Source organism: Kitasatospora viridis (genome assembly GCF_007829815.1).
Classification (GTDB): domain Bacteria; phylum Actinomycetota; class Actinomycetes; order Streptomycetales; family Streptomycetaceae; genus Kitasatospora; species Kitasatospora viridis.
In genome coordinates this window covers 440,013-463,761 of sequence record NZ_VIWT01000005.1, presented here as the reverse complement: position 1 = coordinate 463,761, position 23,749 = coordinate 440,013, and the positions used below count along the sequence as shown (strand labels likewise).

At 72.4% G+C, this 23,749-nt stretch carries 1 protein-coding gene; it reads right to left on the bottom strand.

The window, feature by feature from the left end; all coding sequences use genetic code 11:
• Positions 1 to 37 precede the first annotated feature (37 nt).
• Entirely contained in the window at positions 38 to 23,746 is a 23,709-nt protein-coding gene (locus tag FHX73_RS46865; RefSeq protein WP_246214145.1) for a type I polyketide synthase, read from the bottom strand.
• Positions 23,747 to 23,749: the final 3 nt, after the last annotated feature.

The window sequence follows — 23,749 nt, the reverse complement described above, 5'->3', positions numbered from 1 at the left end:
TTTCTCGTTACTCCTTGTTTCGCGGCAGACAATTCAGTCACTTGTCGAACCCACGCTCGATGATCTGGAACAGGTCCTCGTTCGTGGCCGAGTCCAGGTCGTCCTCGTCGTCCGCCTCTGATCCCTTGGCCCGCCAGTCCGCCATGAGGGCATACAACTGTTCGGTGATCCGCCCGCGATCGACGTCGTCGAGGGGCACAGCCGACAACACGGCGCGCAGGCCGTCCAGATCTGCCAGGGCAGTCTCGATGGCGCCGGCTTCGCGCGGTACCAGCTGGTCGTGCAGGTGCCGGGCGAGGTCCAGCGGGACGGGGTGGTCGAACACCAGGGTGGCGGGCAGGCTCAGGCCGGTCTCGGCCGAGAGCCGGTTGCGCAGCTCCAGCGCCGTCAGGGAGTCGATGCCCAACTCGCGGAAGGCCCGCTGGGGATCGATGTCCCCGGGTCGGGCATGGCCCAGGACGACGGCCGCGGCGGCCCGGACGATCTGCAGGACTTCCTGCTCACGATCGGCGGGAGACAGCGCGGCCAACCGGGCCGCCAGACCGCCCGCATCGGCAGCCACGGCCGCGGTCGGACGCTCGGTGGCACCACCAGCGGCCAGGCCCCGCAGCAGCGCGGGCACCGGCCGTCCGCCACGCGACAGCCCGGTCAGGTCCAGCCGGGCCGGGACCGCCAACGGCGCGCCCAGCGCGGCGGCGGCCTCGAAGAGCGCCAGGCCCTGCTCGGTCGTCATCGGCTGAACTCCACCACGGCGCAGGCGGGAAACCCCCGCGCCCGCCAAGTGCCCCGTCATCTCCGACGCCTGGGCCCACAGACCCCACGCCAGCGACTGACCGGCCAGCTGCCGCTCGCGGCGGTGGGCGGCCAGCGCGTCCAGGAACGCGTTGGCGGCGGCGTAACTCCCCTGCCCCGGGCTGCCCATGACAGCCGCGGCCGAGGAGTACAGCACGAACCCGGCAAGGTCTGCGCCCTCGGTCAACTCGTGCAGGTTCCACGCCGCATCGGCCTTGGCCGCCAGCACGGGAGCCATCCGCTCGGGCGTCAGCGACTCCACCGTGGCGTCGTCGATCACACCGGCTGCATGCACGACCGCCGTCAGCGGCCGCTCGACCGGAATCCGCGCCAACACCGAGGCGAGGGCGTCGCGGTCGGCGGCATCGCCGGCCTGCACCCGCACCTCCGCACCCGATGCAGCCAACTCCGCTGCCAGGCGCGCTACTCCAGGTGCGACCGGGCCACGCCGCGACATCAGCAGCAGGTGCCGCATGCCACGGGCATCCACCAGGTGCCGGGCCAACTCCCCGCCCAGCGTGCCGGTTCCACCGGTGACGAGCACTGTGCCCTGCCCGTCCCATGCGGCCGGCACGTTCACGACGACCTTGCCGAGGTGCCGGGCGGCCTGGAGGTACCGCAGCGCAGCCACGGCCTGGGACAGCTCGAAGCTCGTCACCGGCGGCGGAACCAGCGTCCCGGCCTCGAACATCGCCCCCAGCTCCGCGAACATCTCCGCGACGCGCGGTACACCCGCGTCCATCAGGTCGAACGCCTGGTAGACCACCCCGGGGTAGGACTCGGCGACCTGCGCGGCATCGCGGATGTCGGTCTTGCCCATCTCGACGAACCGGCCGCCGTTCGGCAGCAGTCGCAGCGAGGCGTCCGTGAACTCCCCGGCCAGGGCGTTCACGACCACGTCCATGCCCTCGCCACCGGTCGCCTCCAAGAACCGCTCGCAGAAGGCCAGATCACGGGTCGAGGCGATGTGGTTCTCGTCCACGCCCATCGCCAGCAACGCGTGCTGCTTGGCCGGGCTGGCGGTGGCGAAGACCTCCAAGCCCCATGCCTTGGCCAACTGCACGGCGGCCGTGCCGACTCCACCGGTACCGGCGTGGATCAGCACTCGCTGACCCGGACGGACCTGGCCCAGATCCCGCAGCGCATAGAACGCGGTGAGGAACCCGACCGACACCGCCGCAGCCTGCTGGAACGACCAGCCCTGCGGGACCGGGGCAAGCAGCCGGCTGTCGACGATCCCGACCGGACCCCACCCGGGCACCAGACCCATCACCGGCTGACCCACCGTCAGACCATTCACCCCAGGGCCGATCTCCAGGACGGTACCGGCGCCTTCGCCGCCGAGGACCCGGCCGTCGGAGACCATGCCCAGACCGGCCACCACGTCACGGAAGTTGACGCCCGCCGCACGCAGACCGACTCGAACCTGACCCGCCGACAGTTCGACGCCGGACTCGGGAGATTCCACAACGGCGGTGCTGCCCAGGTCACCCGGCCGGGTCACCTCGACCCGCCAGTCCGAACCACCGGGAAGCGCCAACTCCCCGGACGCGCCGGCCCGGACCAACCGCCGACCGAACGCCGTGACTCCCCCGGCCTCGGGGCGGATGCGGACCTCGGGCTCATCCGCGCCCAACACCGCAGCCAGAACGGTGTCCACGTCAGCGTCGCGGCTGGGGTCCAAGTCGGCTGACGGGTCGACATCGACCAGCAGCAGACGACCCGGGTGCTCGGACTGCGTCGACCGGATCAGACCCGTCACCGCTGCGCCGGCCAGGTCCTGGCCAGCGGCTGCGCCCTGGGTCCAGATCACCAACCGAGAGTTGTCGGTCTCGGGGTCACCGAGCCACTCCTGCACCCAGCCCAACACCGTCGCAGCAGCCAGGTGGGCCGCCTGCGGGGCCGAAGTCCCGGACGGGGCAGTCGGAACGGCCGCCACAACCACCGGCGCCACCGCCGAGCCGTGCCGCACCCACTGCACCGCGCCAGCCGGGACCTGAGGAAGCGGAACCCAGTCCACCGTGAACAGCGACTGCCGCACCTGCCGACCGGACCCGGCGAACTGACCGGTCGAGGCCTCACGCAGCGCCAACGACTTCGCCTCCAGCACCGGCTGGCCGACCCCGTCGAACGCCGTCACCGAGACCCCGCCCACCTCACGGGCCAGCACCACTCGCAGGTGGCGGGCGCCGCTCGCCAGCAGCCGCACCCCCGACCACGCGAACGGAAGTCCCGTCCCGCCACTGCTGTTGCCGTTGCCGACGGCCAGCAGACCGTGCAGGGCAGCATCGAGCAGAGCGGGATGCAGGCCGAACCCGGCCGCATCGGCTTCCACGACCTCGGGCAGCTCAACCTCGGCGTAGACCGCGTCCTCGGTGCGCCAGACCTGACGCAGGCCCTGGAACGCCGGACCGTAGTTGTAACCGCGCTGGGCGAACTGCTCGTAGGCGTCGTCGACCGGAACAGGCTCCGCACCCGCCGGCGGCCAAGCGGCCAGCGGCACCGGGACGGGCTCGCTGCCGGCCGGAGCCAGCACGCCGACCGCGTTCCGAACCCACTCGCCCTCACCCTCGCGGGAGGAGACGGTGACCGTTCGACGGCCACTGTCGCCGTCGGTGTCGCCGACGTGGACCTGCAACTGCACGGCGCCCTGGCCCGGCAGGATCAGCGGCTCCTGGAGCGTCAGCTCCTCCAGCGTGCCGCACCCGGCCAGGTCACCGGCGTGGACCGCAAGGTCCACGAAGGCGGTTCCGGGCAGCAGGACCGTGCCACGGACCGCGTGGTCGGCCAGCCACGGCATCGCGGCGAGCGACAGACGACCCGTCAGCACCAGGCCGTCGCCCTCGGCCAGCCACACCGCAGCCGCCAACAACGGGTGCCCGACCCCCTGCTGACCAGCCGACGAGGCATCCCCGCGACCCGCCACAGCCTTCGGCCAGTAGCGCTGACGCTGGAACGAATACGTCGGCAGAGCAACCTTGTTGGCGCCCTCGGCGGTAACCGCCGCCCAGTCCACCTCGACACCGGCCGCGTACACGCCGGCCAGCGCGGTCAACCACCGCCCACGGCCGCCGTCGCCGCGCTGCAAGCTGCCCGCCGCCACCAGGTCCTCACCGGCCTGCGCGATCGCCAGGCCCAGCACCGGGTGCGGACTGACCTCCACGAACACCCGGTGGCCCTCCGCCGCAAGCGCGGCGATGACCTCACCGAAGCGGACGGTCTGCCGCAGGTTCCGGTACCAGTAGCCGCCATCGAGCTCGGCGGTGTCCAGCACCCGGGCTTCGAGCGTGGAGTAGAACGGCACCGGGCTACTGCCGGCGGACACGCCCGCCAGGTCGGCGGCCAGACGCTCCCTCACCGCCTCGACATGCGCGGTGTGCGAGGCGTAGTCCACCGCGATCCGCCGCGCGCCCCGATCGGCGTAGGCGTCCGCGAACTCCGAACACGCGCTTGCCGCACCGGCCACCACGACCTGCCTCGGACCGTTGACAGCGGCCACCGACAGGTCCTGGCCCCAGCGGGAGATCCACTCCCCGACCTCGTCCAGACCGGCGGGCACCGACACCATCCCGCCCGTGCCGGCGAGCTCGGCCAGCACCCGGCTGCGCAGGGCAACCACCCGGGCGCCGTCCTCCAGGGACAGCCCGCCCGCCACGCACGCCGCAGCGATCTCGCCCTGGCTGTGACCGGCAACGGCCGCAGGCTCGACGCCGTAGGAGCGCCACAGCTCGGCCAGGCTGACCGCCACCGCCCACGACGCCGGCTGAACCACATCGACCCGCGCCAACAGGTCCGCGTCGCCCAGGACATCACGCAGTCGCCAATCGACGAACGGGGCCAGCGCCTGCGCGCAACGCTCCATCGCCGCCGCGAACGCGGGCTCCTCGTCCCACAGTTGCAGGCCCATCCCGACCCACTGCGCACCCTGACCAGCGAACACGAACACCGGCCGCGACACCGACAGCGAACCAGCGCTGCCGGTCACGACACCGGGCGCTTCCTGCCCCATGGCGGCGGCAGTCAGGCCTTCGAGCAACTGGTCGCGGTCATCGCCGACCACCGCCATGCGGTGGGAGAAGGCCGTGGTCCGCGTCACCGCCAGCGAGAAGGCCACGTCCTTGGCCGCGACCTCCGGACGATCAGCGACGAACTCCGCCAGCCGACCGGCCTGGTCGGCGAGTGCCGACGCGGTCCGCGCCGACAACACCCACGCCGCCGGACCGGACTCAGGCTCCACAACCTCCGGGACAGGGGCGTCCTCGGTGGGCTGCTCAAGGATGAGGTGGACGTTGGTGCCGCTGATCCCGAACGCCGACACACCCGCGCGCCGAGGACCGGAACCAGCCGGCCACTCACGCGGCGCGGTCAGCAACTCGACCGCCCCGGCCGACCAATCCACGTGGGTGGACGGGGCGTCCACGTGCAGGGATTGCGGAAGCATCCCGTAGCGCATCGCCTGCACCATCTTGATCACACCAGCCACACCAGCAGCCGCCTGCGTGTGACCGATGTTCGACTTCACCGACCCCAGCAGCAGCGGCCGACCCTCCGGCCGGCCCTGCCCGTAGGTGGCCAGCAGCGCCTGGGCCTCGATCGGGTCACCCAGCGCCGTACCGGTGCCGTGCGCCTCGACGACGTCGACATCGGCCGGCTGCAGCCCGGCGCTGGCCAACGCCGCGCGGATCACCCGCTGCTGCGAAGGGCCGTTCGGCGCCGACAGGCCGTTGCTCGCGCCGTCCTGGTTGATCGCGCTACCCGCCACGACCGCCAGCACCCGGTGCCCGCGCTCACGGGCGACGGACAGCCGCTCCAGGACCACTACGCCGACGCCCTCGCCCCAGCCGGTGCCGTCGGCGGCATCAGCGAAGGGCTTGCACCGGCCGTCGGCGGCAAGGCCGCGCTGCCGTGCGAACTCCAGGTACGCACCCGGGGTGGCCATCACGGTGACACCACCGGCGAGCGCGATCCCGCACTCGCCCGAGCGAAGTGCCTGTGCAGCCAGGTGAATCGCCGTCAGCGAGGACGAGCAGGCCGTGTCGATCGAGACCGCGGGGCCCTGAAGACCCAGCGAGTACGCCACTCGACCCGATGCCACACTCGCCGTCGTCCCGGTCATCCCGTAGCCGCCGGCGCCGTACTGGCCTCCGACCCGGTAGCCGGAGGTGATGATGCCGGCGTAGACGCCGGTGTCGGTGCCCCGCAGCGAACCGGGAGTGATGCCAGCGTCCTCCAGCGCCTCCCAGCAGGTCTCCAGCAGCAAGCGCTGCTGGGGGTCCATGCCCAGGGCCTCACGCGGACTGATGCCGAAGAACTCGGCATCGAAGTCGCCGGCGCTGTCCAGGAAGCCGCCCACCGGGGCATAGCGCGCACCCTCGTCGTCACCCGACTCAAGGTCGGGCAGGCCGGCCACGTCCCAACCGCGGTTCGCCGGGAAGCCCGACATCGCGTCGGCGCCTCCGGCGACCAACTGCCAGAACCCGTCCGGGCCTTCGGCCCCGCCCGGGAACCGGCAGCCGATTCCGACGATCGCCACCGGCTCGTCCGTGCCGCCACGGACCGCCGGCACAGCCGATGCGCCGACGGCCTCGTCGGTCCCGCACGCCTCGGTCACCAGGTGCCGGGCGAGTTCAAGGGGGACGGGGTAGTCGAAGACCAGGGTCGCGGGCAGGCTGAGGCCGGTCTCGGCCACCAGCCGGTTGCGCAGTTCCAGCGCGGTCAGCGAGTCGATGCCCATCTCGCGGAAGGCGCGCTGGGGATCGATGTCCGCGGAGCTGGCGTGGCCCAGGACGGCGGCGACAGCGGCCCGGACGATCTCCAGGACCTCCTGCTCACGCTCGGCGGAACCGAGCGCGGCCAACCGGGCCGCCAGGCCACCCGCGTCCGCAGCCGCCACCGCAGCCACGGCCGCGGTCGGACGGGCGGGGACACCGGCGACCAAGCCGCGCAGCAGCGGCGGCAGCGGCCTTCCGGGGCGGGACAGTGCGGTCAGGTCCAGCAGAGCCGGAACCGCCACCGGTGTGCTCAACGCAGCGGCGGCGTCGAACAGCGCCAGGCCCTGCTCCGTCGTCAGCGGCTGGATGCCGCCACGGCGCAGGCGCGACACGCCCGCACCCTCCAGGTGCCCCGTCATCTCCGACGCCTGGGCCCACAGGCCCCACGCCAGCGACTGACCGACCAGTTCCCGATCGTGGCGGTAGGTGGCCAGCGCGTCCAGGAACGCATTCGCGGCGGCGTAACTCCCCTGCCCCGCACTGCCCATGACGGCCGCGGCCGAGGAGTACAGGACGAACCCGGCAAGGCCCGCGTCCTCGGTCAGCTCGTGCAGGTTCCACGCCGCATCGGCCTTCGCCGACAGGACGTTCGCCATGCGCTCGGGCGTCAGCGACTCCACTGTGGCGTCGTCGATCACACCGGCGGCGTGCACGACCGCCGTCAACGGAGACTCGATCCGCGCCAACACCGAGGCGAGGGCGTCGCGGTCGGCGGCGTCGCCGGCCTGAACCCGTACCTCCGCACCGAGCTCAGCCAACTCCGAGACCAGGCTGGCGACTCCAGGTGCGACCGGGCCGCGCCGCGACATCAGCAACAGGTGCCGCATGCCACGGGCATCCACCAGGTGCCGGGCCAACTCCCCACCCAGCGTGCCGGTTCCACCCGTGACCAGCACCGTGCCCTGCGGGTCCCACTCGGCGGGAACGGTACCGGGCTCTTCAGTCCCGGCCCGGGCCAGCCGGCGCCCGAACGCGACCACACCCCCGCCGTCAGCAGCGGGGCGGACGCAGACCTCGGGCTCGTCGGCCTCCAGCACCGCCGCCAGCACGGTCGCCACGTCGGCGTCGTAGGCGGGGTAGAGGCCGGCTGACGGGTCGACATCGACCAGCAGCAGACGACCCGGGTGCTCCGACTGCGCTGAACGGACCAACCCTGCGACCGCTGCGCCGGCCAAGTCCTGGCCGGCGGCCACGCCCTGGGTCCAGATCACCAACCGCGAGCCGTCGGTCTCGGGGTCACCGAGCCACTCCTGCACCCAACCGAGCACCGTCGCGGCCGCCAGGTGGGCCGCCTGCGGCACCGACATGCCGAACGGGGCAGCCGGCAGAACCGCAACAACCACCGGGGCCGGCTTGGCGCCGGCCGGCTGGCCGTGCCGCGCCCACTGCACTGCGGCGGCCGGAGCCTGCGCCGGCAGCGGGACCCAGTCGACGGTGAACAGCGACTGCCGCACCTGTCGACCAGAGCTGGTCAGCTGACCAGCCGGAATCTCCCGCATCGCCAACGACCGCGCCTGCAGGACGGGTTCACCGACGGCGTCGAAGGCCGTGACCGAGATCCCACCCGATCCGGGTGCCAGGACCACTCGCAGGTGTCGGGCACCGCCGGCCAGCAGCCGCACGCCCGACCAGGCGAACGGAAGTCCCGTTCCCCCACTGCCGTTCCTGCTGCCGGCGGCCAGGAGACCGTGCAGCGCGGCATCGAGCAGCGCGGGGTGCAGGCCGAACCCGGCAGCATCCGCTTCCGCGGCCTGGGGCAGCTCGACCTCGACGTACACCGTGTCCTCGGCACGCCAGACCTGACGCAGGCCCTGGAACGCCGGACCGTAGCCGTAACCGCGCCCGGCCAGCCTCTCGTAGGCGTCGTCGACCGGAACCGACTCGGCACCGGCCGGCGGCCAGACGGCCAGCGGGGCGGGGACGGGCTCGCTGCCGACCGGGGTGAGCACACCGGCGGCGTGCCGAACCCACTCGCCTTCGCCCTCGCGGGAGGAGATCGTGACCGTTCGCGGACCGTCGCCGTCGCTGACGCGGACCTGCAACTGCACGCCGCCGTGCTCCGACAGCACCAGCGGTTCCTGGAGCGTCAGTTCCTCCAGGACACCGCACCCTGCCAGGTCGCCCGCGTGGACCGCCAGGTCCACGAAGGCGGTTCCGGGCAGCAGCACCGTGCCGTGGACGGCGTGGTCGGCCAGCCACGGCATCGCGGCCAGCGACAGACGGCCCGTCAGGACCACCCCGTCGCCCTCGGCGAGCCAGACTGCGGCCGCCAACAACGGGTGGCCGGAACGCTGCAGACCGATCGACGAGGCGTCCCCACGGCCGGTGACGGCCTTCGGCCAGTAGTGCTGGCGCTGGAACGGGTAGGTCGGCAGAGCGACCTTGCTCGCTCCGGCGGTCACCGTGGCCCAGTCCACCTCAACGCCGGCCGTGTAAGCACCGGCCAGGGCGGTCAGCCAGCGGCCACGGCCGCCGTCGCCACGCTGCAAGGTGGCTGCGGCCACCAAGTCGTCGCCGGCCTGCGCGATCGCCAGGCCCAGCACCGGGTGCGGGCTGACCTCCACGAACACGCGGTGGCCCTCGGCCGCGAGGGCGGCGATGACCTCGCCGAACCGCACCGTCTGCCGCAGATTGCGGTACCAGTAGCCGCCGTCCAACTCGGCGGTGTCCAGTACCCGGGCTTCGAGCGTGGAGTAGAACGGCACTGCGCTACTACCGGCGGACACTGCGGCCAGGTCCTCGGCCAGACGGTCCTCGACCGCCTCGACGTGCGACGTGTGCGAGGCGTAGTCCACCGCGATCCGCCGGGCGCCGCGATCGGCGTAAGCGTCCACGAACTCCGCGCACGCGCTTGCCGCTCCAGCCACGACGACCTGCCGGGGACCGTTGACGGCCGCGACCGACAGGTCCTGGCCCCAGCGGGAGATCCACTCCTGCACCTCGTCGAGGCTGGCGGGCACGGAGACCATCCCGCCCGTGCCAGCCAGGCCGGCCAGCGCCCGGCTGCGCAGGGCGACAACCCGGGCGCCGTCCTCCAAGGACAGGCCACCTGCGACGCATGCCGCGGCGATCTCGCCCTGGCTGTGACCGGCAACGGCCGCAGGCTCGACGCCGTAGGCGCGCCACAGCTCGGCCAGGCTGACCGCCACCGCCCACGACGCCGGCTGGACCACGTCCACGCGGGCCAACAGCTCGGCATCCGCGAGCACTTCGCGCAGTCGCCAGTCGACGAACGGCGCCAGCGCCTGCGCACAGCGCTCCATCGCCGCAGCGAACGCGGGCTCCTGGTCCCACAGTTGCAGGCCCATCCCGACCCACTGCGCACCCTGACCAGCGAACACGAACACCGGCCGCGAGACCGAACCAGCACTCCCGGTGACAACACCGGGCGCCTCCTGGCCCGTTGCGGCAGCGGTCAGGCCCGCGAGCAGCTGGTCGCGGTCCTCGCCGACCACCGCCAGGCGATGCGAGAACGCCGTGGTCCGGGTCACCGCCAGCGAGAACGCCAGGTCCCTCGCGGTGATCTCGGGGCGAGCCGTCGCGAAGTCCGCCAGCCGAGCCGCCTGCGCGGCCAGTGCCGGAGCGGACCGCGCCGACAGCACCCACGCCGCCGGACCCGCAGACTCCACGACATCCAGGACAGGGGCGGCCTCGGCGGGCTGCTCAAGGATCAGGTGGACGTTGGTGCCGCTGATCCCGAAGGCCGACACACCCGCACGCCGAGGGCCGGAGCCAGCCGGCCACTCCCGCGGCGCGGTCAGCAGTTCCACTGCTCCGGCCGACCAGTCGACGTGCGAGGACGGGGCGTCCACGTGCAGGGTCTGCGGCAGCATCCCGTGCCGCATCGCCTGCACCATCTTGATCACACCGGCGACACCAGCAGCGGCCTGCGTGTGGCCGATGTTCGACTTCACCGACCCGAGCAGCAGGGGCCGACCCTCCGGCCGGTCCTGGCCATAGGTGGCGAGAAGCGCCTGGGCCTCGATCGGGTCACCCAGCGCGGTGCCCGTGCCATGCGCCTCGACGACGTCGACGTCGCCGGGCTGGAGCCCGGCACTCGCCAGCGCGGCCCGGATCACCCGCTGCTGCGACGGGCCGTTCGGCGCCGACAAGCCATTGCTGGCCCCGTCCTGGTTGACCGCGCTACCCGCCACGACCGCCAGCACCTTGTGCCCACGGGCACGCGCGTCGGACAGCCGCTCCAGCACCAGCATGCCGACGCCTTCGCCCCACCCGGTGCCGTCAGCGGCCTCCGAGAACGGCTTGCACCGGCCGTTGGCGGCCAGGCCGCGCTGCCGCGCGAACTCCGTGAACGTCCCGGGCGAGGCCATGACCGTGACACCACCGGCCAGGGCCATTCCGCACTCCCCAGAACGGAGTGCCTGCGCGGCGAGGTGAATCGCCGTCAGCGACGAGGAACAGGCGGTGTCGATCGAGACCGCGGGACCCTGAAGACCCAGCGTGTACGACACGCGTCCCGACGCCACGCTCGCCGTGGTACCGGTCAGGCCGAAGCCGCCGGCACCGTCCTGCTCGGTGGCCCGGTATCCCGAGGCGATGATGCCGGCGTAGACGCCGGTGTCGCTGCCGCGCAGTGAGGCCGGGGTGATGCCCGCGTCCTCCAGTGCCTCCCAGCAGGTCTCCAGCAGCAGTCGCTGCTGGGGGTCCATGCCCAGGGCCTCACGCGGACTGATCCCGAAGAACTCCGCATCGAACTCACCGGCGCCGGCCAGGAATCCACCCACCGGGGCGAAGGCGTTGCCCTCGTCACCGGACTCGGACAGGTCGGGCGTCTCCCAGCCACGGTTCGCCGGGAAACCCGACATGGCGTCGGAGCCGCCGGCCACCAACTGCCAGAAACCATCAGGGTCTTCGACTCCACCCGGGAACCGGCAACCCATGCCCACGATCACCACGGGCTCGTCCGTGCCGCCACGGACCGCCGGCACAGCCGATGCGCCGACGGCCTCGGCTGTCCCGCACACCTCGGTCACCAGGTGCCGGGCAAGGTCGAGGGGGACCGGGTAGTCGAAGACCAGGGTGGCGGGGAGGGTGAGGCCGGTCTCGGCCGCGAGCCGGTTCCGCAGCTCCAGTGCGGTCAGGGAGTCAATTCCCATGTCCTTGAAGGCCCGCTGGGGATCGATGTCCCCAGGACGGGCATGCCCCAGAACGACAGCGGCAGCGGCCCGGACGATCTGCAGGACTTCCTGCTCACGCTCGGCGGAACCGAGCGCGGCCAACCGGGCCGCCAGGCCACCCGCGTCCGCAGCCACAGCAGCGGTCGGACGGGCGGGAGCGCCAACGGCCAGGCCCCGCAGCAGCGGAAGCAGCGGGCGTCCCGGGCGTGCGAGTGCCGTCAGGTCCAGTCGGGCCGGGACCGCCAGGGGCGCGCCCAGCGCGGCGGCGGCCTCGAAGAGCGCCAGGCCCTGCTCGGTCGTCAGCGGCTGGATGCCGCCACGGCGCATCCGGGAGAGGTCGGCGCCGGCCAACTGCCCGGTGATCTCCGAGGTCTGGGCCCACAGGCCCCAGGCCAGCGACTGACCGGCCAGGCGGCGTTCGCGGCGGTAGGCGGCGAGTGCGTCCAGGAACGCGTTGGCAGCGGAGTAACTCCCCTGACCGGGGCTTCCCAGAACGGAAGCCGCCGAGGAGTACAGCACGAAGCCGGCCAGGCCCGCGCCCTCGGTCAGCTCGTGCAGGTTCCACGCCGCATCGGCCTTGGCCGCCATGACGGTCGCCATGCGCTCGGGCGTCAGCGACTCCACCGTCGCGTCGTCGATCACACCGGCGGCGTGCACCACGGCCGTCAGCGGCCGCTCGATCCGCGCCAGCGCCGAGGCGAGGGCGTCGCGGTCGGCAGCGTCGCCGGCCTGCACCCGCACCTCCGCACCCGACGCGGCCAACTCCGCGACTAGACGGGCGACTCCCGGCGCCGCCGGACCCCGGCGGGACATCAGGACCAGGTGCCGCATGCCACGGACGTTGACCAGGTGTCGGGCCAACTCCCCGCCCAGCGTGCCGGTACCGCCGGTCACCAGGACGGTGCCCTGCGGGTTCCACTCGGCCGGGACGTTGAGCACGACCTTGCCCAGCTGCTTGGCGGCCTGGAGGTACCGCAGCGCTGCCACAGCCTGGGACAGCTCGAAGCTCGTCACCGGCGGCGGGACCACCGTGCCGACCTCGAACATCGTCCCCAGCTCGGCGAACATCTCCTCGATGCGCGGCTCGCCCGCGTCCATCAGGTCGAACGCCTGGTAGACGACACCCGGGTAGGTCTGGGCGACCTGCTCCGGGTTGCGGATGTCGGTCTTGCCCATCTCGACGAACTGGCCGCCGCGCGGCAGCAGCCTGAGCGACGCGTCCGTGAACTCCCCGGCCAGGGCGTTGAGGACCACGTCCATGCCCTCGCCTCCGGTCTCGGCCAAGAACCGCTCGCAGAAGGCCAGATCACGGGTCGAGGCGATGTGGCTCTCGTCCACACCCATCGCCCGAAGCGCGTGCTGCTTGGCCGGGCTCGCGGTCGCGAACACCTCCAAGCCCCACGCCTGGGCCAGTTGGACCGCCGCCGTGCCCACACCGCCGGTACCGGCGTGAATGAGGACTCGCTGGCCGGGGCGGACCTGGGCCAGGTCCCGCAACGCGTAGAACGCGGTCAGGAATCCAATGGGCACTGCCGCAGCCTGCTGGAACGACCAGCCCTGCGGGACGGCGGCGATCAGGCGGCTGTCGACAATGCCGACCGGCCCCCAGTTCGGCACCAGGCCCATCACGGACTGACTCACCGTCAGACCGGTGACCCCGGGGCCGATCTCCAGGACGACACCGGCGCCTTCGCCACCAAGGCCGCGGCTGTCGGCGATCATCCCGAGCCCGGCGACCACGTCGCGGAAGTTGACGCCCGCCGCACGCAGACCAACTCGGACCTGACCCTCCGCCAACTCGGCGTCCGCATCGGGGGTGTCGACCACAGCGGCGCTACCCAGGTCACCCGGATTGGCCACCTCGACCCGCCAGCCCGAACCACTGGGCAGTGCCAACTCACTGCCGCGGGCCAGCCGGCGACCGAACGCCGCGACTCCCCCGTCAGCAGCGGGACGGATGCGGACCTCGGGCTCATCGGCATCCAACGCCACGGCCAGCACAGCATCCACGTCGGCGTCGCGGGTGGGGTCCAGGCCGGCGGACGGGTCGACATCGACCAGCAGCAGACGACCCGGGTGCTCCGACTGCGTCGACCGGATCAGACCCGTCACCGCTGCGCCGGCCAAGTCCTGCCCGGCAGCTGCGCCCTGGGTCCAGATCACCAACCGAGCGCCGTCAGTCTCGGGGTCACCGAGCCACTCCTGCACCCAACCCAACACCGTCGCAGCAGCCAGCTGAGCTGCCTGCGGGGCCGAAGTCCCGGACGGGGCAGCCGGAACGGCCGCCACAACCACCGGCGCCATCGCCGAGCCGTGCCGCACCCACTGCACCGCGCCAGCTGGGACCTGCGCAAGCGGTATCCAGTCCACCGTGAACAGCGACTGCCGCACCTGCCGACCGGACCCGGCGAACTGACCAGCCGGAATCTCCCGCAGCGCCAACGACCGCACCTGAAGGACGGGTTCACCGACGGCGTCGAACGCGGTGACCGAGACGCCGCCCGACTTGCGGGCCAGCACCACCCGCAGGTGGCGGGCACCGCCGGCCAGCAGCCGCACGCCCGACCACGCGAACGGCAGCCCCGTCCCCGCACCGCCACCATCACTGGCGGCCAACAGACTGTGCAGGGCGGCGTCGAGCAGAGCCGGATGCAGACCGAACCCGGCCGCATCGGCTTCGACAACCTGGGGCAGCTCGACCTCGGCGTAGACGGTGTCCCCAGCACGCCAGGCCTGACGCAGGCCCTGGAACGCCGGACCGTAGCCGTAACCACGCTGGGCGAACGCTTCGTAAGCGCCATCGACCGGAACCGACTCCGCATCCGCCGGCGGCCAGACGTCCAGCCGGGCCGGGGCGGGCTCGGCATCGACCGAGGCCAGTACGCCGACCGCGTTCCGAACCCACTCCCCCTCACCCTCGCGGGAAGAGACCGTGACGGTTCGGCGACCGCTGTCGCCGTCGCTGTCGCCCACGTGGACCTGCAACTGCACGCCACCCTGGCCCGGCAGGACCAGCGGCTCCTGGAGCGTCAGCTCCTCCAGCGTGCCGCAGCCGGCCAGATCGCCAGCGTGAACCGCCAGGTCCACGAACGCGGTACCGGGCAGCAGGACCGTGCCCTGGACGGCGTGGTCGGCCAGCCACGGCATCGTGGCCAGCGACAGACGACCCGTCAGGACCAGCCCGTCACCCTCGGCCAGCCACACCGCAGCCGCCAACAACGGGTGACCGACCCGCTGCTGACCAGCCGACGAAGCATCACCACGACCCGCCACAGCCTTCGGCCAGTAGTGCTGGCGCTGGAACGGGTAGGTCGGCAGGGCAACCGTCTTCGCGCCCTCGCCAGTCAGCGCTGCCCAGTCCACCTCCACGCCGGCCGCGAAGAGTCCGGCCAGCGCGCGCAGCGCGGTCTCGGGCTCGTCCTGGCCGCCGCGCAGCGCCGGAACCCACGTCCCCGCGTTGTCATCGATCATCGACGAGAGGGCGCCGTCCGGGCCCAACTCGGCGAACACGCCGATGCCCTGGGCCCGCATCGCCTCGACCACGTCGTGGTGGCGGACCGTGTCACGCACGTGCGCGACCCAGTAGGCGGGGTCGGTCACGTCCGCGCCCGGCGTCCCGGACACCAGCGGAATGCGCGGCTCGTGGCAGGTCACCCCGTCCAGGACCTGGGCGAACTCCTCCAGCATCGGGTCCATCAACGGCGAGTGGAACGCGTGGCTGACCCGCAGCCGGCGAGCCCGCCCGCCCTGGTCCCGCCACAGCCCGGCCAGCTCGTCCACCACGGACTCGACACCGGAAATGACGGTCTGCCGCGCGCTGTTGACCGCCGCGACCGCCACCCCCTCATGCCCGGCAACCAGCTCCGCGACCTGCTCCGCCGAGGCGTCCAAGGCAGCCATCGCACCGCCGGCCGGCAGCTCCTGCATCAGCCGGCCACGCGCCGCCACCACCGCACACGCGTCCGCCAGGTCCCAGACCCCGGCCACATACGCCGCCGTGACCTCGCCGATCGAGTGCCCGGCCACGCACTGCGGGACCACACCCCACGAGGACCAGAGCCGGAAGAGCGCCACCTGCACCGCGAACAAACCAGCCTGGGCGAACACGGTCTGGTCCAGCTCCGGACCACCGGCCGCGATCACCTCACGCAGCGAACCGGGCAGAAGGCCGTCCAGGTGCCCGCAGACCTCGTCAAACGCCGCCGCGAACACCGGGAACGCCTCGTACAGACCAAGGCCCATCCCCACACGCTGGGAACCCTGACCCGAGAACACCACCGCAACCCGGCCATCACCAGCGGCCCCGGTCACCACACCCGTGGCAGCCGCAGTCAGCCCCTCCAGCAGCTGCTCGCGGTCCCGACCCACTACCGCCAGGCGGTGCGAGAAGGCTGTGGTCCGGGTGGCGGTCAGGGAGAACGCGACGTCCTTGGCCGCGACCTCCGGACGCGCGGCCACGAACTCCGCCAGCCGGCCCGCCTGCGCAGCGAGCGCAGCGTCGGAGCGCGCCGACAACACCCACGCCACCGGCTCCGCAGACTCCGGCCCATCCTGAACGGGAGCCTCCTCCACAGCAGGAACGTCCTGCGCGGGCTGTTCCAGGATCATGTGGACGTTGGTGCCGCTGATCCCGAACGCCGACACACCAGCGCGACGCGGACCGGCCCCAGCCGGCCACTCGCGCGGCGCGGTCAGCAACTCGACCGCCCCAGCGGACCAGTCGACGTGCGAGGACGGGGCGTCCACGTGCAGGGTCTGCGGAAGCATTCCGTGGCGCATCGCCTGCACCATCTTGATCACACCCGCCACACCCGCAGCGGCCTGCGTGTGACCGATGTTCGACTTCACCGAACCCAGCAGCAGCGGCCGGTCCTCCGGCCGGTCCTGGCCGTAGGTGGCCAGCAACGCCTGAGCCTCGATCGGGTCACCCAACGCGGTGCCCGTGCCGTGCGCCTCCACGACGTCAACGTCACCCGGCTGCAACCCCGCGCTGGCCAGCGCGGCCCGGATCACCCGCTGCTGCGAAGGACCGTTCGGCGCCGACAGACCGTTACTCGCACCGTCCTGGTTGACCGCGCTACCCGCCACGACCGCCAGCACCTTGTGCCCACGAGCCCGCGCATCGGACAGCCGCTCCAGCACCAGCATGCCGACGCCCTCGCCCCACCCGGTGCCGTCAGCGGCCTCCGAGAACGGCTTGCACCGGCCGTCGCCGGCCAACCCGCGCTGGCGCGCGAACTCCGTGAACGTGCCAGGGGTGGGCATGACGGTCACACCGCCGGCGAGCGCGATCCCGCACTCCCCGGAACGAAGTGCCTGCGCCGCCAGGTGAATCGCCGTCAGCGAGGACGAGCAAGCGGTGTCGATCGAGACGGCAGGACCTTGCAGCCCCAGCGAGTACGCCACCCGACCCGACGCGACACTCGCCGTCGTCCCGGTCATCCCGAAGCCGCCGGCACCGTCCTGCTCACCGACCCGGTACCCCAGAGCGATGATGCCGGCGTAGACGCCGGTGTCGCTGCCGCGCAGCGAACCCGGGGTGATGCCGGCGTCTTCCAGCGCCTCCCAGCTGGTCTCCAGCAACAGCCGCTGCTGGGGGTCCATGCCCAGGGCCTCACGGGGGCTGATCCCGAAGAACTCCGCGTCGAACTCGCCGGCACCGTCCAGGAATCCACCCAGCGGGGTGTAGGCGGCGCCGTCATCACCGGACAGGCCCGGCGTCTCCCAGCCACGGTTCACCGGGAAGCCCGACATCGCGTCGGTCCCTGCGGCGACCAACTGCCAGAAGCCCTCCGGGTCTTCGACCCCGCCCGGGAACCGGCAACCCATACCGACGATCGCCACCGGCTCATCCGTGCCGACCCGGACCACCGGCACGGTGGTCCCTCCGAGGACCCCGTCCGTGCCGCATGCCTCGGCAACCACGAACCGGGCGACCTCAAGCGGCGTCGGCTGGTCGAAGACCAAGGTGGCGGGCAGGGTGAGGCCGGTCTCGTTCGCGAGCCGGTTGCGGAGCTCCAGCCCGGTCAGGGAGTCGATGCCCATGTCCCGGAAAGCCCGCAGCGGATCGATGTCCCCGGGGTGTGCGTGCCCCAGGACAACGGCGGCGGCGGCCCGGACGATCTGCAGGACCTCCTGCTCGCGCTCGGCGGGGCCAAGCGCGGCCAACCGGGCCGCCAGGCCACCGGCGACCACGGCAACGGCCGCAGTCGGGCGGGCGAGAGCGCCAACGGCCAGACCCCGCAGCAGCGCAGGCACCGGGCGTCCCGGGCGTGCCAGTGCGGTCAGGTCCAGGCGGGCCGGGACCGCCAACGGCGTACCCAGCGCGGCCGCTGCCTCGAACAGGGCCAGGCCCTGCTCGGTCGTCAGCGGCTGGATGCCGCCACGGCGCAGGCGCGACAGACCCGCGCCCTCCAGATGGCCCGTGATCTCCGAGGCCTGGGCCCACAGGCCCCACGCCAGCGACTGACCGGCCAGCTGCCGGTCATGGCGGTAGGTGGCCAGCGCGTCGAGGAACGCGTTCGCGGCGGCGTAACTGCCCTGCCCCGGGCTGCCCATGACAGCGGCGGCCGAGGAGTAGAGCACGAAGCCGGCCAGGCCCGCATCTTCGGTCAGCTCGTGCAGGTTCCACGCCGCGTCGACCTTCGCCGCCAGCACGGGCGCCATGCGCTCGGGCGTCAGCGACTCGACCGTCGCGTCGTCGATCACACCTGCGGCGTGCACCACGGCCGTCAGCGGCCGCTCGATCCGTGCCAACACGGCGGCGAGCGCGTCGCGGTCGGCGGCATCGCCGGCCTGGACCCGAACCTCAGCGCCCGACGCGGCCAACTCCGCGACCAGACGGGCGACTCCCGGCGCCGCCGGACCCCGGCGGGACATCAGGACCAGGTGCTGCATGCCACGCACGTTCACCAGGTGCCGGGCCAACTCTCCGCCCAGCGTGCCGGTTCCACCCGTGACGAGCACCGTGCCCTGCGGGTCCCACGCAGCGGGGACGTTCAGCACGACCTTGCCCAACTGCCGGGCCGCCTGCAGATAACGCAGTGCCGACACGGCCTGGGACAGCTCGAAGGTCGTCACCGGCGGCGGAACCACCGTGCCCGCGTCGAACATGCCGCCGAGCTCGGCCAGCATCTCCGCAACGCGCGGCTCGCCCGCGTCCATCAGGTCGAACGCCTGGTAGACCACCCCGGGGTAGGCCTCGGCGACCTGCTCGGGGTTGCGGATGTCGGTCTTGCCCATCTCGACGAACTGGCCGCCGCGCGGCAGCAGCCTGAGCGAGGCGTCCGTGAACTCCCCGGCCAGGGCGTTGACGACCACGTCCATGCCCTCGCCGCCGGTCTCGGCCAGGAACTGCTCGCAGAAGGCCAGATCACGAGTGGAGGCGATGTGGGTGTCAGCCAGGCCCATCGCCCGAAGCGCGTGCTGCTTGGCCGGGCTGGCGGTGGCGAACACCTCCAGGCCCCATGCCTGGGCGAGTTGCACCGCAGCGGTGCCGACTCCACCGGTGCCGGCGTGGATCAGCACCCGCTGGCCCGCACGGACCTGGGCCAGGTCCCGCAACGCGTAGAACGCGGTGCTGAACCCGACCGGCGCCGCTGCGGCCTGCTGGAACGACCAGCCCTGCGGGATCGGGGCGAGCAACCGGCTGTCGACGACCCCGACCGGACCCCAGCCCGGCACCAGACCCATCACCGGCTGACCCACCGTCAGACCCGTGACTCCCGGGCCGATCTCCAGGACAGTGCCGGCGCCTTCGCCACCAAGGCCTCGGACGTCCGCGACCATGCCCAGACCGGTCACCACGTCGCGGAAGTTCACGCCCACCGCACGCAGGCTGACCCGGACCTGGCCGGCTGCCAACTCGGCGTCCAAGTCGGGGGCGTCGACGACAGCGGCGCTGCCCAGGTCACCCGGATTGGCGACCTCGACCCGCCAGCCCGAACCACTGGGCAGTGCCAGCTCGTTGGAGCGGGCCAGCCGGCGACCGAACGCCGCGACTCCCCCATCAGCTGCGGGACGGATGCGGACCTCGGGCTCATCGGCGTCCAACGCGACGGCCAGCACAGCGTCCACGTCCGCGTCGCGGGTGGGGTCCAGGCCGGCTGACGGGTCGACATCGACCAGCAGCAGACGACCCGGGTGCTCCGACTGCGTCGAGCGGACCAGACCCGCGACCGCTGCGCCGGCCAAGTCCTGCCCGGCGGCTACGCCCTGGGTCCAGATCACCAACCGCGAACCGTCGGTCTCGGGGTCACCGAGCCACTCCTGCACCCAACTCAACACCGTCGCGGCAGCCAGCCGGGCCGCCTCCGGGGCCGAAGTCCCGGGCGCGGCAGCCGGCAAAGCCGCCACAACCACCGGAGCGACCGACTCTCCATGCCGCGCCCACGGGACCACGGCGTCAGAAGTCTGCACCGTCAGTGGGACCCAGTCGACGGTGAACAGCGACTGCCGCACCTGGCGACCGGGCCCGGCGAGCTGACCGGCCGAAGCCTCACGCATCGCCAGCGACCGCACCTGCAAGACCGGCTGGCCGACACCGTCGAACGCCGTCACGGAGACGCCACCCGACGCACGGACCAACGCCACTCGCAAGTGGCGGGCACCGCCCGCCAGCAGTCGCACGCCCGACCAGGCGAACGGAAGTCCCGCCCCGCCATTGCCATTGCTGCTGCCTGCGGCCAGGAGGCTGTGCAGGGCAGCGTCCAGCAGAGCGGGGTGCAGGCCGAACCCGGCTGCGTCGGAGTCGATGCCCTGGGGCAGTTCGGCCTCGGCGTAGACGGTGTCCCCGGCCTGCCAGACCTGATGCAGCCCCTGGAACGCCGGACCGTAGCCGTAACCGCGCTGAGCGAACTTCTCGTAGGCGTCGTCGACCGGAACCGGCTCCGCACCCGCCGGCGGCCAGACGTCCAGCGGAGCCGGGACGGGCTCACTGCCGGCAGGGGCCAGTACACCCACGGCGTGCCGGACCCACTCGCCCTCACCCTCGCGGGAGGAGACCGTGACGGTTCGCCGACCGCTGTCGCCGTCGCTGTCGCCGACGTGGACCTGCAACTGCACGCCACCGGTGGTGGGCAGGAGCAGCGGCTCCTGGAGCGTCAGTTCCTCCAGCGTGCCGCACCCGGCCAGGTCACCGGCGTGGACCGCAAGGTCCACGAACGCGGTTCCGGGCAGCAGGACAGTGCCGTGCACGGCGTGGTCGGCCAGCCACGGCATCGCCGACAGCGACAGACGACCCGTCAGCACCAGGCCGTCGCCGACGGCCAGCCACACGGCTGCCGCCAACAGCGGGTGGCCAGAGCGCTGCTGCCCAGCCGACCAGGCGTCACCACGGCCAACGGCGGCCTTCGGCCAGTAGTGCTGATGCTGGAACGGGTAGGTCGGCAGAGCGACCTTGCTCGCTCCGGCGGCAAGCCCCGCCCAGTCCACCTCAACACCGGCCGCGTACAGACCGGCCAGCGCGCGCAACGCGGTCTCGGGCTCGTCCTGGCCGCCGCGCAACGCCGGAACCCACGTGCCCGCGTCGTCGTCCGCCATCGCGGACAGGGCGCCGTCCGGGCCCAACTCCGCGAAGACACTGATGCCCTGGGCCCGCATCGCCTCGACCACGTCGTGGTGGCGGACCGTGTCACGCACATGCGCCACCCAGTAGGCGGGGTCGGTCACGTCCGCACCCGGCGTGCCCGACACCAGCGGAATACGCGGCTCGTGGCAGGTCACCCCGTCCAGGACCTGGGCGAACTCCTCCAGCATCGGGTCCATCAACGGCGAGTGGAACGCGTGACTCACCCGCAGCCGGCGAGCCCGCCCACCCTGGTCCCGCCACAGGCCGGCCAGCTCGTCCACCACGGACTCGACACCGGAAATGACGGTCTGTCGAGCGCTGTTGACCGCCGCGACCGCCACCCCCTCACGCCCGGCAACCAGCTCCGCGACCTGCTCCGCCGACGCGTCCAGGGCAGCCATCGCACCGCCGGCCGGCAGCTCCTGCATCAGCCGGCCACGCGCCGCAACCACCGCACACGCGTCCGCCAGATCCCACACCCCGGCCACGTACGCGGCCGTGACCTCGCCGATCGAATGCCCCGCCACACACTGCGGAACCACACCCCACGACGACCACAGCCGGAACAACGCCACCTGCACCGCGAACAAGCCTGCCTGCGCGAACACCGTCTGGTCCAACTCCGGACCACCGGCCGCGATCACCTCACGCAGCGAACCGGGCAGAAGGCCGTCCAGGTGCCCGCAGACCTCGTCAAACGCCTCAGCGAACACCGGGAACGCCTCGTACAACCCCAGGCCCATCCCCACACGCTGGGAACCCTGACCCGAGAAGACGACAGCGACCCGGCCATCACCAGCGGCCCCGGTCACCACACCGGTGGCAACAGCGCCCAGACCCTCCAACAGCTGGTCACGGTCCCGACCCACCACCGCCAGACGGTGCGAGAACGCCGTGGTCCGCGTCACCGCCAACGACAACGCCACGTCCTTGGCCGCGACCTCCGGACGGGCCGTCAGGAACTCCGCCAACCGGCCCGCCTGCGCAGCCAACGCCGCATCAGAACGAGCCGACAACACCCACGCCACCGGACCCGCAGACTCCAACTCCTCCAGGACAGGGGCGTCCGAAGCAGACGCGTCCTCGGCAGGAGTCTCCGGGGTGGGCTCTTCAACGATCACGTGGACGTTGGTGCCGCTGATCCCGAACGCCGAGACACCGGCCCGCCGCGGGCCGGCACCCGCCGGCCACTCTCGCGGCTCGGTCAGCAGCTCCACCGCCCCGGCCGACCAGTCGACGTGCGAGGACGGGGCGTCCACGTGCAGCGTCTGCGGCAGCATCCCGTGCCGCATCGCCTGAACCATCTTGATCACACCAGCCACACCCGCCGCAGCCTGCGTGTGACCAATGTTCGACTTCACCGAACCCAGCAACAGCGGCCGACCCTCCGGCCGGTCCTGACCGTACGTCGCCAGCAGCGCCTGCGCCTCGATCGGGTCACCCAGCGCCGTGCCGGTGCCGTGCGCCTCCACCACATCGACGTCGCTCGGCTGCAACCTCGCGCTGGCCAGCGCCGCGCGGATCACCCGCTGCTGCGACGGGCCGTTCGGCGCGGAGAGACCATTGCTGGCCCCGTCCTGGTTGACCGCACTGCCCGAGATCACCGCCAGCACCCGGTGCCCGCGCTCGCGGGCGTCCGAGAGCCGCTCCAGCACCAGGACACCGACGCCCTCGCCCCAGCCGGTGCCGTCGGCCGCCTCCGCGAACGGCTTGCACCGGCCGTCGCCGGCCAGCCCGCGCTGGCGCGCGAACTCCGCGAACGTCCCGGGCGAGGCCATCACGGTGACACCACCGGCCAGCGCCATCCCGCACTCATCGGACCGCAGGGCCTGCACGGCCAGGTGAATCGCCGTCAGCGACGAGGAACACGCCGTGTCGATCGAGACAGCGGGGCCCTGAAGCCCCAGCGAGTACGACACCCGGCCCGACGCCACGCTCGCCGTCGTCCCGGTCAGGCCGAAGCCGCCGGCACCGTCCTGCTCACCGATCCGGTACCCGGAGGCGATGATGCCGGCGTAGACCCCGGTGTCGGTGCCCTTCAGCGACGCCGGGGTGATGCCCGCGTCCTCCAGTGCCTCCCAGCAGGTCTCCAGCAGCAGCCGCTGCTGGGGATCCATGCCCAGGGCTTCACGCGGACTGATCCCGAAGAACTCCGCGTCGAAATTCCCGGCGCAATCCAGGAAACCGCCCACCTGGGAATAGGCCGGGCCCTCGTCGCCGGTGTCGAACGCGGCCGCCGCGTCCCAGCCGCGGTTCGCCGGGAAGCCCGACATCGCGTCGGAGCCGCCGGCGACCAACCGCCAGAAACCCTCCGGGTCCTCGACCCCGCCCGGGAACCGGCAACCCATACCGACGATCGCAACCGGTTCCTGCTCGCGGGCCTCGATCTTCCGCAGGCGTTCCTTGGTCTCGTAGGAGTCGGCCGTGACCTTCTTCAGGTAGCTGAGGAGCTTCTCGTGCTCTGTCATCTCGGTCATTGG

Excerpts from the sequence above, each read along its gene's own strand:
- FHX73_RS46865 (WP_246214145.1), bottom strand. The coding sequence starts at position 23,746 with ATGACCGAGATGACAGAGCACGAGAAGCTCCTCAGCTACCTGAAGAAG.